General features: G+C 63.5%; 15 protein-coding genes. 7 read left to right on the forward strand and 8 right to left on the reverse strand.

The window, feature by feature from the left end:
• Nucleotides 1-60: 60 nt before the first annotated feature.
• Nucleotides 61-1,413 (forward strand): MFS transporter, encoded by a 1,353-nt coding sequence (locus BLR26_RS13540; protein ID WP_256326771.1) that lies wholly within the window; start codon nucleotides 61-63, stop codon nucleotides 1,411-1,413.
• A 90-nt stretch (nucleotides 1,414-1,503) separates the two neighbouring features.
• Here BLR26_RS13540 and BLR26_RS13545 read toward each other — a convergent pair whose 3' ends face one another.
• On the reverse strand, nucleotides 1,504-2,604 hold the full coding sequence (locus BLR26_RS13545; RefSeq protein WP_093381322.1) for a sigma-54 interaction domain-containing protein: 1,101 nt from the start codon (nucleotides 2,602-2,604) through the stop codon (nucleotides 1,504-1,506).
• A gap of 10 nt (nucleotides 2,605-2,614) precedes the next feature.
• Nucleotides 2,615-3,790, reverse strand: a complete 1,176-nt coding sequence (locus BLR26_RS13550; RefSeq protein ID WP_093381325.1) for an acyl-CoA dehydrogenase family protein — start codon at nucleotides 3,788-3,790, stop codon at nucleotides 2,615-2,617.
• A gap of 215 nt (nucleotides 3,791-4,005) precedes the next feature.
• On the opposite strand from BLR26_RS13550, the gene BLR26_RS13555 reads away from it, so the two are divergent.
• A complete protein-coding gene (locus BLR26_RS13555; protein WP_010227092.1) occupies nucleotides 4,006-4,221 on the forward strand; it encodes a TOBE domain-containing protein in 216 nt (71 codons plus the stop codon).
• Between the two features lie 54 nt (nucleotides 4,222-4,275).
• Here BLR26_RS13555 and BLR26_RS13560 read toward each other — a convergent pair whose 3' ends face one another.
• Entirely contained in the window at nucleotides 4,276-5,697 is a 1,422-nt protein-coding gene (locus tag BLR26_RS13560) for a purine-cytosine permease family protein (protein WP_093381328.1), read from the reverse strand.
• A gap of 211 nt (nucleotides 5,698-5,908) precedes the next feature.
• Between BLR26_RS13560 and BLR26_RS13565 the strand changes: the two genes are divergently transcribed.
• Complete coding sequence (locus BLR26_RS13565) at nucleotides 5,909-6,793, forward strand: EamA family transporter (protein WP_045194269.1); 885 nt, start codon at nucleotides 5,909-5,911, stop codon at nucleotides 6,791-6,793.
• 10 nt (nucleotides 6,794-6,803) lie between these two features.
• On the opposite strand, the gene BLR26_RS13570 is transcribed toward BLR26_RS13565, so the two are convergent.
• Nucleotides 6,804-7,448, reverse strand: a complete 645-nt coding sequence (locus BLR26_RS13570) for a helix-turn-helix transcriptional regulator (RefSeq protein ID WP_045194267.1) — start codon at nucleotides 7,446-7,448, stop codon at nucleotides 6,804-6,806.
• Nucleotides 7,445-8,875, reverse strand: a complete 1,431-nt coding sequence (locus tag BLR26_RS13575; protein ID WP_093381331.1) for an MFS transporter — start codon at nucleotides 8,873-8,875, stop codon at nucleotides 7,445-7,447. The genes BLR26_RS13570 and BLR26_RS13575 overlap by 4 nt, the downstream gene beginning before the upstream one ends.
• A 177-nt stretch (nucleotides 8,876-9,052) precedes the next feature.
• Between BLR26_RS13575 and BLR26_RS13580 the strand changes: the two genes are divergently transcribed.
• The 3 genes from BLR26_RS13580 (at nucleotide 9,053) to BLR26_RS13590 (ending at nucleotide 10,164) form a co-directional block, all read left to right on the forward strand.
• On the forward strand, nucleotides 9,053-9,373 hold the full coding sequence (locus BLR26_RS13580) for a YbjQ family protein (protein WP_045194264.1): 321 nt from the start codon (nucleotides 9,053-9,055) through the stop codon (nucleotides 9,371-9,373).
• Nucleotides 9,374-9,537: 164 nt separating this feature from the next.
• The gene (locus BLR26_RS13585; RefSeq protein ID WP_045194262.1) at nucleotides 9,538-9,723 is read left to right on the forward strand and encodes a hypothetical protein; all 186 of its coding nucleotides are present in this window, start codon (nucleotides 9,538-9,540) and stop codon (nucleotides 9,721-9,723) included.
• 138 nt (nucleotides 9,724-9,861) lie between these two features.
• The gene (locus tag BLR26_RS13590) at nucleotides 9,862-10,164 is read left to right on the forward strand and encodes a hypothetical protein (protein WP_045194260.1); all 303 of its coding nucleotides are present in this window, start codon (nucleotides 9,862-9,864) and stop codon (nucleotides 10,162-10,164) included.
• Here the strand turns inward: BLR26_RS13590 and BLR26_RS13595 are convergent.
• Together BLR26_RS13595 and BLR26_RS13600 are read right to left on the reverse strand one after the other, a co-directional pair.
• Nucleotides 10,155-10,577: a group II truncated hemoglobin gene (locus tag BLR26_RS13595; protein ID WP_093381334.1), complete on the reverse strand. Its 423-nt coding sequence runs from the start codon at nucleotides 10,575-10,577 to the stop codon at nucleotides 10,155-10,157. The genes BLR26_RS13590 and BLR26_RS13595 overlap by 10 nt on opposite strands.
• Before the next feature lie 118 nt (nucleotides 10,578-10,695).
• The gene (locus BLR26_RS13600) at nucleotides 10,696-11,028 is read right to left on the reverse strand and encodes a hypothetical protein (protein ID WP_283817199.1); all 333 of its coding nucleotides are present in this window, start codon (nucleotides 11,026-11,028) and stop codon (nucleotides 10,696-10,698) included.
• Nucleotides 11,029-11,390: 362 nt separating this feature from the next.
• Between BLR26_RS13600 and BLR26_RS13605 the strand changes: the two genes are divergently transcribed.
• Nucleotides 11,391-12,881, forward strand: coding sequence for a DASS family sodium-coupled anion symporter (locus BLR26_RS13605; RefSeq protein WP_093381336.1), 1,491 nt, complete (start codon nucleotides 11,391-11,393; stop codon nucleotides 12,879-12,881).
• Nucleotides 12,882-12,956: 75 nt separating this feature from the next.
• On the opposite strand, the gene BLR26_RS13610 is transcribed toward BLR26_RS13605, so the two are convergent.
• The gene (locus tag BLR26_RS13610) at nucleotides 12,957-13,502 is read right to left on the reverse strand and encodes a cupin domain-containing protein (protein WP_010226800.1); all 546 of its coding nucleotides are present in this window, start codon (nucleotides 13,500-13,502) and stop codon (nucleotides 12,957-12,959) included.
• Between the last annotated feature and the right edge of the window lie 50 nt (nucleotides 13,503-13,552).

Below are 13,552 nucleotides of genomic sequence, written 5' to 3' on the forward strand. Positions count from 1 at the left end.
GTGGGCAGTTTGCAGGCGCCGCTGTTGACCCACAGCACCGGGCAATCACGGCGGGTACCGATGATCATCGGCTGTGCGTTGCTGATGGAGCTGATCGACTCCACCGTGGTCATGACCGCATTGCCACAGATGGCCAGCGAGTTCGGCGCACCGAGTGTGCGCATGAACCTGGTGGTGTCGCTGTACATGCTCGCCGCGGCCCTGGCAGTGCCGGTCAGCGGCTGGGCGGCGGACCGCTACGGGCCGCGGCGGGTGTTCGTGCTGGCGATAGTGTTGTTCACCCTGTCGTCGCTGGCTTGCGCCCTGGCCGGATCGTTGCTGCAACTGTGCCTGGCGCGCCTGTGCCAGGGCGCGGCGGGGGCGATGATGGTGCCGGTGGGCTTGATGATCCTGCTGCGCTGGTCGCCGCGCGAGCAACTGCTGCGCAACATGTCCTACCTGACCATCCCGCCACTGGTGGGGCCGATGCTCGGGCCGCCGCTGGGCGGTCTGCTGGTGACGCTGCTGTCGTGGCAGTGGATTTTTCTGGTCAACCTGCCCATCGGCGTGCTCGGGGTGTACCTGGTGCTGCGGCATATTGCCGATTACCCCGGCGACAGCCAGCAACGCCTGGACCTGCGCGGCTTGCTGCTGGCCAGTGTGACCCTGGCGTCACTGGTGTTCGGCTTCGAGGCGCTCGGCCATGGTTTGCTGGCGCGGCGCTGGGTGCTGCTGTTGCTGCTGATCGGGCTAATAACAGCGCTGCTCTATGTGCGCCATGCCCGGCGTTGCGCCCAGCCGCTGCTGGACTTTTCGCCTTTGCGCGTAGGCAGTTTTGCCGTGAGTTTCTGGGGTGGCAACCTGTTTCGCCTGGGCACGGCGGCGCAGCCGTTCTTGATGGTGTTGTTGTTCCAGCTGTGCTTTGGTTTAAGCCCTTTGCATGCCGGTTTGCTGACCTTCACCGGGGGTGTCGGCGCCTTTGTGGTCAAGCTGCTGGCGGTGCGTATCGTGCGCCGCTTTGGCTTTCGCCGCACCTTGAGTATCAATGCATTGTTCACCGGTTTGAGCCTGGGCGCCTGCGCCAGTTTCAACCTCGACACGCCGTACTGGCTGGTGGTGTTGATCCTGTTCGCCAGCGGCCTGATCCGCTCCTTGCAGTTCAGCGCCATGGGCGGCCTGACCTATGCCGACGTGCCCGCCGAACTGCACAGCCGCGCCAGCAGCCTGTCGGCGGCGACGGTGCAGTTGTCCATGAGCTTGTCGGTGGGGGTGGCTGCTTCACTGCTCAGTGTGTTGATGAGCTTGAAAGGTGAGCAGCAAGTGGCGGTGGCGGATATCGCCCTGGTGATTGGCGTCGGGGCGCTGCTGTGCATGGCTTCGGCGCTGGTGTTTCGCACGCTGGCGGCGGATGCGGGGAGTGAGATCTACCGCTGAGCTTTTCTCGACTGGACTGCGACCGCTGCGCGCTCGATCGCGGGTCGAGCCCGCTCCCACAGGATGGGTGCAGGGCCTGTGATAAGGCCATTAGATCGACAAATTCAGCACCCGCTCGCCCTGGGTACTGCCCCCGGGCTGCCGGCGATTCACCGCCAGCTCGCCCATCTTGATCAGCCGGGTGCGGGTGACGTTGCGGCTCAGGCCGAGCAAGTTGGCGGTGTGCACCTGGTTGTAATGACTGAAGCGGTAGGCCGCGCGCAACAGTGCGTCCTCGACCTTCTCGTGCAAGGCGCCGCCAGGTTGTTCGAAGAGTTTCTGGAAAGCCCGCGCCAGCAAGCCTTCCGCCGAATCATCGCTGCCGGGGCTGTCGTCGGCGCGTTCGATGCGCATGTTCGACAGGCGCAGGTCCTCCTGGCGGATCACGCCGTCACGGCAGATCAGCAAGGTGTGATGGATGACGTTTTCCAGCTCGCGGATGTTGCCCGGCCAGCCGTAGCTGCGCAGCTTGGCTTCGGCCTCGCTGCTGAGGCTGACCTGGCCATAGCCCAGGCGCTGGCTGTAGGCCTGGATGAAGTGGCGGGTCAGCGGCAGGATGTCGCCCGGGCGTTCACGCAGTGGCACCAGTTCCAGGCTGACGACGTCGAGGCGGTAGTACAGGTCTTCGCGAAAGTGCCCGGCGTTGATGGCTTTTTCCAGCTGCACGTTGGTAGCGGCCAGTACCCGCACATCGATGGCAATGCTCTTGCGCGAGCCCAGGCGTACCACTTCGCGCTCCTGCAGCACGCGCAACAGCTTGACCTGGATCGGCATCGGCAGGTCGCCGATCTCGTCGAGGAACAAGGTGCCGCCGTTGGCTTCTTCGAACCAGCCGGCCTTGGCACTGAGGGCGCCGGTGAACGCGCCTTTTTCGTGGCCGAACAATTCGGCCTCGACCAGCGACTCGGAAAACGCTCCGCAGTTGACCGCCACGAACGGCTTGTCACGCCGGCCGCTGAGGTTGTGGATGTGCCGGGCGACCAGCTCTTTGCCGGTGCCGGTCTCGCCGATGATCAGCACGCTGGCTTCACTCGGCGCGACCCGCTGCAGGTGCGCCAGCAAGGCCCGTGACTTGGGGTCTTCGAACACCTGCGCGGTGGCGCGGATCGAGGTGGCCAGGGCCGGGGAGGGCGGTAGGGTCAACAATTGCATGGCGGTCACACTATGAGTAGAAGGTCGGAGTCGGCAATTGCCCGCGCAGGGCCCATTCACCGAGTTCGTGCAGCTTGTAGTCGAGCGGGTCGTGCAGGCTCTGGGTGCGCAGGTTGCGCCAGTGCCGGTCGAGGCCCACCGAGGCCTGGGTGGCGCGGGCGCCGGTGACTTCAAACACCTTGCTGCAAATCTCCAGGCCATCGCGGCTGGCGGCGACCTTGGCGGTAGCGATGCTCACCGCCAGGCGCCCGCGTTGTTCGGCGCTCAGCGCTGCGCCTTTGGCCCAGGCCTGGTCCAGCTCCTGGGCGGCCTGGTCAACCAGCAGCCGCGCACCCTGCAGGCGCACCCAGAAGTCGCCGAAATGCTTGAGTACATACGGGTCGGCGCTGCTCTGTTCGGCGAGCGATTTGAACCATGGCCGCGACTCGCGCAGGGCATAATCCCGGGCCTCTTCGAAAGCGCCCTCGGCGATGCCGAGGAAGATATTGGCGAAATGCAGCTGGGCAATCAGCGGCCGCAGGCAGGCGAACGGCGTGCTCAAGGGACCGGGGTCGAGCAGCAGGTCGCTTTCTTCCACCCGTACCCGTTCGAAGCTGGCGCTGCCGCTGTCGGTCTGGCGCTGGCCCATGTTGTGCCAGTCGTTGTGCAGGGTGATGCCGGTGCGCCCGCTGGGGATCGCCGCAATCAGCAGCTTGCCGCCGGCGCTCTCGTCCACCGCCGAGGCGATGAGCATCTCTGAATCGCTGGCGCCGGAGCAGAAGCTTTTTTTACCGGAGAACTCGCGAAAGCTGCCACGGTCCTTGACCACCGTGCGGGTGTCCAGCGGGTTGAGGGCATTGCCCCAGAACCAGCTCTTGCGCGCGGTCAGTTCGAACCACGGCTGCCACTGCGTGGGCGTGGCAAACAGGCGCACGGTGGCGAGCATCAGGTGATGAAAACCAAACACGTGGGCCAGGGAACTGTCGACCCGGGCGAATTCACGAACCACCTCGAAGGTTTGCCTCCAGCTGGCGCCCAGCCCACCGAACTCGCGGGGGATGCTCAAGGCCAGCAGGCCGCTGCTGCGGATGGCATCGCGTTCAACCTTGGGCGTGCCGCCCTGGCGGTCGCGCTCGACGGCGTTGCGGGCGAACTCGCTGGCCAGTTCCCGGGCGATGTGCAAAGGGGTCGATGGAGTGCGGTGCAAAGGTGGCGCTCACTTGCTCGATGAGGATTGGCACCGATGCTAAAGGATCTAAAAAACTGAAAATAAATAACTTGTAGGTCTTTCGATATGTCGATTTGTATATTTCGTTTTGTTCTATATTCGTAAGTATTTATTCTTTTTAATTTTATTCGCTCGAGCGCAATCTGCACCTCAAGCACTGCGCGGCAGTGCACCCCAGGACGAGGAAGCAGCACATGACCATCAAGGCGATCAACGTACGCAATCAGTTCAAAGGCACGGTCAAGGAGATCATCGAAGGCCCGGTGGTATCGGAAATCGACGTACAGACCTCCGCCGGCATCGTCACCTCGGTGATCACCACCCGCTCGGTGCACGAGCTGGAGCTGCGGGTCGGCAGCGAAGTGATTGCCTTCGTCAAATCCACCGAGGTGTCGATCGCCAAGCTATGAAGGGCAGGAACAAAAACAGGCCGAGCCCCGGTGATGGGGCTCGGCCTTTTTGTTTCAGGACTGGCTGGTTTGCGGCAGGATCATCTGCGCCGGGGCATCGGCAGCCTTGCGCCGCGCCACCAGGTAATACAGCACACTCGGTACGATCAGGCCGATGATCCACGACAGGTCAACGCCGCCCAGGTGGGCAACCATCGGGCCGGTGTAGAGCTTGGTGGAAATGAACGGCATCTGCACCAGCACGCCGATGGTGTAGACGATGATGCCAGGCAGGTTCCAGCGCCCGTAGCGGCCGTTGGGGTCTGCCAGCGCCGGCACGTCGTAGCGCTCCTTGGTGATGAAGTAGTAGTCCACCAGGTTGACCGCGCTCCAGGGCACGAAGAAGGTCAGCAGGAACAGGATGAACGACTTGAACGCGGCCAGGAACGAATGCTGGCCGAGCAGGGCGATCAACGTCGAAGCGCCAACGATGGCGAGGACGAAGAACAGCCGCTGACGGCGGGTGACTTCGATGTGCCCGCGAAAGCCACTGATGATGGTGGCGATGCACATGAAGCTGCCGTAGGAGTTGAGAGTCGAGATGGTCACCTTACCGAAGGCGATGCTGAAGTACAGCAGCGCGGCCGTGGCGCCGGTACCGCCCAGGCCGACGATGTAGGCCACTTCACGGCCGGAGAACTGGCCGTTGGCAATCGCCGCGGCAAACACCCCGAGGACCATCGACGCCTGGGCGCCGACCACCGAGCCCAGGCCTGCGGCGAGGAAGGTCTTGAACGATGAGGTGTTGCTCGGCAGGTAGCGCGAATAATCCGCGACATAAGGGCCGAACGAGATCTGCCAGGACGCCGACAGCGACACCGCGAGCAGGAACGAGGCCCAGCTGAAGTGGCGGTTCTCCAGTAACTGGCCGATGTCGCTGATGACCATGATGCGGCTGAACAGGTAGACGAAGGCGATGATTCCCAGCACGCTGGCCACCCGGCCGATCCAGTGGATCATGCGGTAGCCGAACACCGTGGCAAGGACGATGACCCCGGCGAAAATCAGAATGCCGGCGCTGTCGCTGACGCTCAGCAACTGGCCGATGGCCTGGCCCGAGAGCACCGTGCCGGTGGCGGTGAAGCCCAGGTACATCAGGCACACCAGGGCAATCGGGATGGCCGCGCCGTACACCCCGAACTGCACGCGGCTGGAGATCATCTGCGGCAGGCCGAGTTTCGGCCCTTGGGCGGCGTGCAGGGCCATGACCGCGCCGCCGACCAGTTGCCCGAGCAGCAGGCCGATCAGCGACCAGAACACATCGCCACCGAGCACCACGGCCAGGGCCCCGGTGACGATTGCGGTGATTTGCAGGTTGGCACCCAGCCACAGGGTGAACTGGCTGTAGAGGCGTCCGTGTCGTTCGTTTTCCGGGATGTAGTCGATCGAGCGCCGCTCGATCAGGGGCTTGCTGCGCGAGGCATTGGCCTGGGTCATTGCTCGGGATCTCCGCCTATTGTTGTGTTGTCGCGGTCGGGTCGCCAGCCGAACGCAGGCGGGCGACTGAAACAGATATGAGCATGTATATACAAATACAGTCAAGTGGAGGTGTCGGCTTTGCGGCGTCCATCCGTCGCGATGGATGCTGCGATGATTTCGTGCATAAGGTTATGCTGTTGCGAAATATTACAAAGCCGTTGAGGGAAGCATGCCGTTAAAGGATTTACTGCTGGCGCTGGTGGTGATTGTCGCCTGGGGCGTCAATTTCGTGGTGATCAAGGTCGGCCTCGATGGCTTGCCGCCGATGTTGCTGGGTGCCTTGCGCTTTGCCCTGGTGGCGTTTCCGGCGGTGCTGCTGGTCAAGCGCCCGCAGTTGCCCTGGCGCTGGCTGATTGCCTACGGCGCGACCATCTCCCTGGGCCAGTTCGCCTTTCTCTTCGAGGCCATGGGCAATGGCATGCCGCCGGGGCTGGCGTCGCTGGTGCTGCAATCCCAGGCGTTCTTCACCCTGTTTTTTGCCGCGATCTTCCTCGGCGAGCGGCTGCGCGCGGCCAGCGTACTGGGCCTGCTGGTGGCCGCCGGCGGCCTGGCCCTGATCGGCAGCGAAAACGGCGCCAGCGTGCCGTTTTTTGCCTTGCTGCTGACCCTGTGCGCCGCCGCGATGTGGGCCATGGGCAATATCATCACCCGGCGTTTCAGCAATATCGACCTGGTGGCCCTGGTGATCTGGGGCGGGTTGGTACCGCCGCTGCCGTTTCTGGCGCTGTCGTGGTGGCTGGAAGGCCCCGAGCGGATCGAAAGCTCGCTGCGCGGCATCGGCTGGAGCTCGGTGCTGGCGCTGGCCTATCTGGCGTTTATCGCCACCATGCTCGGCTACAGCCTGTGGAGCCATCTGCTGTCGCGCTACCCGGCCGGCAAGGTGGCGCCGTTTTCGTTGCTGGTGCCGGTGGTGGGCCTGAGCTCTTCGGCCTTGCTGCTGGACGAGCGCCTGACCCCGCTGCAAGGCTGGGGCGCGCTGCTGGTGATGGCCGGGCTGTTGATCAACGTCTTCGGCCCGCGCCTGCGCCAGTTGTTGCTGGCGCGGATGGCCTAGCCGTGGGTGATTACGCCGGCATAACCCGGTAGACACAACGCCGATCACCGCTCAGCAGGTGTTCGCAGCGCTCCACCTGCGCCTGCTCACCGAGCGCGGCCTGGAACACCTGCAGCTCCGAGCGGCAAAACCCCTGGCAGCGGCTGGCGGCCACGCAGATCGGGCAGTGGTTTTCGATGATCAGCCAGCCGTCGCCGCAGGCCTGCATCTGGGCCATGTAGCCGGCCCGCTCACGCAGTTGCACCAGCACCCGCACTTTGTCTTCCAGCCCCTGGGCCTGGTTGCAGGCCTGCTGGTATTCGGCGCGGCTGCTGGCTTCCATGCGGCTGATGAGCTGGTCGACCCCCTCGGGGCCGAACACCTGTTCGACGCTGTCGATCAGTTGCAGGGTCAGCACACTGTGGGTGTCGGGAAAGCGCCGCTGGGCGGCGTCGGTCAACATCCACTTTTGCGAAGGCCGCCCGGCGCCAGTGCTCGGGACACTGATGCCATTGATTTGCCCGGCGGCCTGCAGCTTCTGCAGGTGCTGGCGCGTGGCCTCGAAGCTGATCTGCAGCAGGCTGGCCAGGTCGGTGGTTTTCAACGCGCCGCGGGTCTTGAGCAGGAACAGGATGCGCTCGGCGCTTGAGGCGCTATCGAGGTTGCTGAGGCTCATCGGGCCATGACCTTGGGTGCAGTGCCAGTCAGGCGCCAGACCAACAGCCAGGTCAGCAGTGGCGCGATGGCAAACACCGCGAACAGCCAGGTCGCGGCCTGTTGCGCGCCAGCGACGCCGCCCGGCTCGACCAGCCCGGCACTGTTGCTGACCACCCCGGCCAGGGCTGCCGCCAGCGCCGTGGCGTAGAGCTGCACGGTGGTGATCGATGCCGAGGTCAGGTTTTCTTCACCGGGTGGCGCGGCGCTGAGCACCTTGGTCAGCAGGTGCGGCCAGCCCAGGCCGATCCCCAGGCCCACGCCGGCCAGCGCCAGGCAATACACGGCCAGGCCGCCAGTGCTGCCCAGCCAGGCCTGCTGGCCGGTCATCAACGCCAGCCCCAGCAGGGCCGCAAGGACGATGCCCGGGCCGACGCGGATCATGCGCTCGGCGGCCTCACCGGTGCGGCTGGCGCTGCACAGCGCGGCCAGGGTCCAGCCCGCCGCCATGGCCGCGGTCATGTAGCCGGCGGCCAGCGGGCTGAGGCCGTGAATGGCCTGGAGGAAGTAGGGGACGAAAATTTCCGTGGTCACTGCCGCAATCAACAGGCACATCACCGCATACAACTTGCCCAGTGAGGTGCCCAGGGAATAAGCACCAGAAGGCAGCAAGCGGCGCTCGGGCTGGTGGTCGAGGCGGGCGATGAGCACTGCGATGGCCAGGCCCGCGCCAATCCCGAGCAGGTTCCACAGCAGTTGCTGGGCCAGGCTGGCGGCAGAAATCGCCAGCACCGAGGCGACCAGGCAAGCAATCAGGCCATAGGGTGGGCGAGTGGCCCGGGTGCTGGCAGCCACCTTGCCGTGCAACTGGTTGATGACGATCAGCGCCAGCAGCGCCGCCACTGGCAGCAGCGACCAGAACGCCCAGCGCCAGTGGCCGCCCTGGGCAAAGATACCGCCTACCGCCGGCCCGCACAGGGTGGCCACGCCCCACATGCCCGAGACCATGGCCATGGCCCGGGGCCACAGGCGCTCATCGAAGATCAAGCGGATCAGGGCATAGCTCAGGGCGAACAGGATACCGCCGCCCAGGCCCTGGACGCTGCGACCGATCAGCAGCACCGGCATGCTCGGCGCGGCGGCGCAGATCACCGAGCCCAGGCTGAACACCGCCAGGGCCAGGAGAAAGGCCTCCCGCGCGCCCAGGCGCTCGATCAATTGCGCCGAGAGGGTCGAGCCGATGATCGAGGTGGCGACAAACAGCGTGGTGCTCCAGGCATAAAAGGCCAGGCCGCCGATATCCGCGATCACTGTGGGCAGGATGGTGGTGACGATATAGACGTTGATTGCATGCAGGGCGACGCCGCCGGCCAGGGCGATCGAGCGCAGGGCATTGCGCCCGTGGAGCAGTTCGGCCCATGACGCGGGCTGAGGGTGGGCGGTGTTCATCGGCGACTCCTTCGCAAGTAAGGCGGCAATGGAAGGGGAGTCTAGGTGGCTGGCATGTATTACACAACCAATTGCTTGTATAAATGGCCACGCAGCGGCCGACGGTTTTGTTACCATCGCGCTTTTTCCGCCCGCTCAATTGCGGGCGGCTGACAGGCAAGGCCGAAGGAGAGCAGCATGATCATTACCACCACAGGGACCATCGAAGGCCGGGAAATTTCCGCCTATCTGGATGTGGTCAGCGCCGAGTCGGTTCAGGGTATCAACGTGGTTCGCGATATGTTCGCCAGTTTCCGCGACTTTTTCGGTGGCCGTTCGCAAACCCTGGAAAGTGCGTTGAAAGAAGCGCGCATCCAGGCCACCGACGAAATCCGCGCCCGCGCGCGCAGCCTGCAGGCCGATGCGGTGGTCGGCCTGGACTATGAAATCAGCATGCCCTCGGCCCGTGGCGGCATGGTCGTGGTGTTCGTTACCGGTACCGCGGTGAAGCTCAGGTAAACGCCAGGGGTGCGACAAAACAGCCCGGCCATTGGTCGGGCTTTTTTGTTCTTGCCCGTGCGGTCCACAAATGACCGGCTAGTCTCAGAGTCACCAGGGTCAGTACTTTTCTGGGCAATCATCTGCTTGCCGGTACTGGTCCGCCATCGGAGGGAGACTGGGGCATGATTGAATCCTACATTGAGGACCAGGGCGACGAATTTCCCATCAACAGTGTGGTGCGCTGTGGCCAGAGCGGCTATCGCCTGGGCTTTGCCAACATGACGCTGGATGATGCGCAGGTGCGCCTGAACGCGCTACAGCGCAGCAAGAAGGGTAAGTTCACCCCGCGCTTGCCAGCGAAGAAGTAAACGAATCGACCACCACCCCGCCCAACGGCGGGGTTTTTTTTGCATTGTTTGACCTTGCGCAAAGGTTGCGCGGCTGGCGCTCGCCTGATGCCGGGTTGTGTGCCTTACTAATGCCGCCATCAATACAGGAGCCATTCGATGCGTATCAGGGAAGAGACCTACTGGAACTGGGCTGACGCACAACTGCACAGCCGCAGCCATGACGAACAGCTCAGCGACGGCACCAGTATCGACGTTCAGGTGAGGCTGTCGCGCACCGGCGCCACTCAGTTGTTCCTCGGCATCTATACGCGCCAGGGCAAGGCGCTGGTCGAGGAGTACCACGACAATCGCCCCGGCGAGACCATGACCCGCGCCATGGTCTGGGGCGTTGACCGCGCCAGGGCGCTGGCCACCGGTGCCTTGCCACTGGAGAAGGCGCCGCTGCGCCGTCAGGCCTGAGGGTGACGGGCGCGGCTGGCCTGGACGATGCGTTCGGCCGGCACGCGCAGTTGGCGCAACAGGTACTCGGCAAATTCTGCAGAATACTCCTGCAGGTTAATCGCCTGTTGCATACAGCCCAACCAGATAGCGCTGTGGCTTTCATTGATCGGCCATTGGGCATGGAAGGCCGGGATGGCGATCGGGCCATAGCGCTCACTGAACAGCCGCGGGCCGCCGAGCCAGCCACTGAGAAAACACGCCAGCTTGTCGCGCGAAGCTTCCAGGCTTTGCGGGTGCATCTGGCGCACGGTCCGTGCCTCGGGGTTTTCATCCATCAAGCGGTAGAAGTCATCGACCAGGCGGCGCAGGCCGTCGATGCCTCCGGCGGCCTGGTAGGATGCATCGTCGGTTCCGAAAGTGGGGTGGGTCATAAGCGGGTTCTTGGCGCAAAGAGGGACATTCTAGCCCTGTACCGCCATAAATAAAAAAGCCCAATCCGCGTGGATTGGGCTCAAGCGTGGCTGGGGCAGTGCCGCACCCCAGCGACCCTTAGCAGAGACGGTCGATCACCGCGACGCCAGGCTTGTTCTGCAGCGCAGCCCACTCGCTTTGCAGGGTCTGCAGAACCCGACCGACATACTGGGTGTCGGCGGCGGCCTTTTTGCCAACGTAGCCCTGGCCGCGACGGTACATCTTCAGGCGGGCACGCATGTTCGGCTTGCGTTCTTCGAACTCGGCTTCGTCGCTCATGGTTTCCAGGCTGTCCAGGTGAACTTCACCGGTTTTGCAAACCCAGAGGATGTGGCTGTCGAGAGTGTCCTTGCGCGCGGCGAACAGCCGGGCCAGTTCTTCAACAGTCGGTTGATTGTTCAGATTCATCATAAAGCCCCCTTGACCATTCGTTGTTTGTTCACACTTGGCGCATAACATGTAGCGTTAAATGAAAGCTGCTACAGCAGCGTCACAACTGGGGGCTTCTACACGCTGCCTTTTGGGCAGTACCCATCCGCACACAGCTCATGGATCTGTCGAGCTGCCTGGAACACCCTTGCCAGTACCCCCGATCGGGGAGACGACCTCATCATGCAAGGGGCGACGAACGGCGTCAACAGGTTTTGTAGTGTTTTTTTAAAGGCACTACATCTTGTCGGACAATGCCTCGAATTCGGGGCATTGATGCGTATCAGTCTGCGCAAAAGCGATCTGCGCGATCATGGCCGCACATGTTCTAAAGGGAGTTACCGATGAATTCGCCGGCCAATGTGCCTGTCTCACAAACCGCCAGAGCCCGCGTGCCGATTGGCCTGCTGGTCGGTATCGCAGCGCTGGTCGGGGTGCTGTTGCTGCCGATGCCCGCCGACCTGCCAGTGGCCGGTCACCGGGTGCTGGCGATTCTGGCTTTTGCCGTGGTGGTGTGGATCAGCGAAGCGGTGTCGTACGAAGCCAGCGCGATCATGATTACCTCGCTGATGGCCTTTTTGCTCGGCACGGCGCCGACGGTGGCCGACCCTTCGGTGATCTACGGCTCCTCGGCCGCCATCACCCTGGCCCTGACCGGTTTTTCCAACAGTGCCCTGGCCCTGGTAGTCGGTGCCTTGTTCATCGCCGCGGCCATGACCCACACCGGGCTGGACCGGCGTATCGCCCTGGTGACCTTGTCGAGCATCGGCGTCAGCACCCGGCGCATCCTTCTGGGGGCGGTGGCCGTCACCGTGCTGCTCAGCCTGGTGGTGCCCAGCGCCACTGCGCGCAGTGCCTGCGTGGTGCCGATCATGATGGGGGTGATCGCTGCCTTTGGTGTCGACAAACGCTCGAACATCGCTGCCGGGATCATGATCATCGTCGCTCAGGGCACCAGCATCTGGAACATCGGCATCCAGACTGCCGCGGCGCAGAACCTGCTGACCGTCGGCTTCATGGACAAGATGCTCGGTGCGCGGGTGTCGTGGATCGACTGGCTGATCGCTGGCGCGCCGTGGGCAGTGATCATGTCGGTGGTGCTGATCGTCCTGGTGCTGAAAATGCTGCCGCCCGAAAGCGATGCGATTCCGGGTGGCAAGGCGGCAGTAAGCAAGACCCTGGCCGAGCTCGGGCCGATGAGCGGCGCGCAGAAACGTCTGTTGGGCGTGTCGCTGTTGCTGCTGCTGGCCTGGGCCACCGAGGGCAAGCTGCATCACTTTGACACCACTTCGACCACCTATGCCGGGCTGGTGATCCTGCTGCTGCCACGGGTAGGGGTGATGACCTGGAAAGATGTGCAGGCGCGCATTCCCTGGGGCACGGTGATTGTCTTCGGGGTAGGCATCAGCCTGGGTACTACCTTGCTTACCACCCAGGCCGGGCAATGGCTGGGCGCGCAAGTGGTGGCCCATACCGGGCTGGATCAATTGGGTACCCTGGGGGTGTTCTCGATCCTTGCGGCCTTTTTGATTCTGATTCACCTGGGCTTTGCCAGCGCCACCGCCCTGACCTCGGCGCTGCTGCCGATTTTGATTGCGGTGTTGCAGACCTTGCCGGGAGACTTCAGCCGCCTGGGCATGACCATGGCCCTGGGCTTTGTGGTCAGCTACGGCTTTATCTTGCCGATCAACGCGCCGCAGAACATGGTCTGCCTGGGCACCGAGACTTTCACCGCCAAACAGTTCGCCCGGGTGGGGATTATCGTCACCCTGATCGGTTATGGGCTGATGCTGGTATTTGCCGCGACCTGGTGGCAGTGGCTAGGCTGGATGTAGCAGCAAGGTTCATCGCGGGGCAAGCCCGCTCCTACACAGGTCCTGTAGGAGCGGGCAAGACCCGCGATCGCACCATCAGAAGTTCGCCGGGGTGTTGGCGCTGATGATCTCGGCCTCATCCTGGCCGATATTCTTGAAGCTGTGGGGCAGGGTGGTGGGGAAGTAGTAGCCGTCACCGGAGTTGAGGATGCTGACCTGGCCATCGACCCGCAATTCGATGGTGCCACGGGTCACCAGGCCGCACTCTTCGCCCTCGGCGTGCACGATCGGCTCGCCGGAGTCGGCGCCCGGCGCGTACAGCTCGCGCAACATGCGCATTTGCCGGCCTTCGACACTGGCCCCGACCAGCAGCATGCGCAGGCCGCTGTTGCCCAGGTCGGGCTGTTCGGTCGAGCGGAACACAAAGCGTTCTTCGCGGATCGGCTCGTCAAAACTGAAGAACTCCGCCAACGACATCGGAATGCCTTCAAGCAGCTTTTTCAGGGAACTGACCGAAGGGCTGACGCGATTCTGCTCGATCTGCGAGATCGTCGAGTTGGTCAGGCCACTGCGCCGAGCCAGCTCCCGTTGGGAGAGTTTGTTGCGTTCACGCACCAGTTTGAGTCGTGTCCCCGTGTCCATAGCCGCCTTATGTGTCAAAAATTTTGGGCGAGGCATTAAAACACATTCGA

Source organism: Pseudomonas sp. UC 17F4 (assembly GCF_900101695.1).
Lineage (GTDB): Bacteria > Pseudomonadota > Gammaproteobacteria > Pseudomonadales > Pseudomonadaceae > Aquipseudomonas.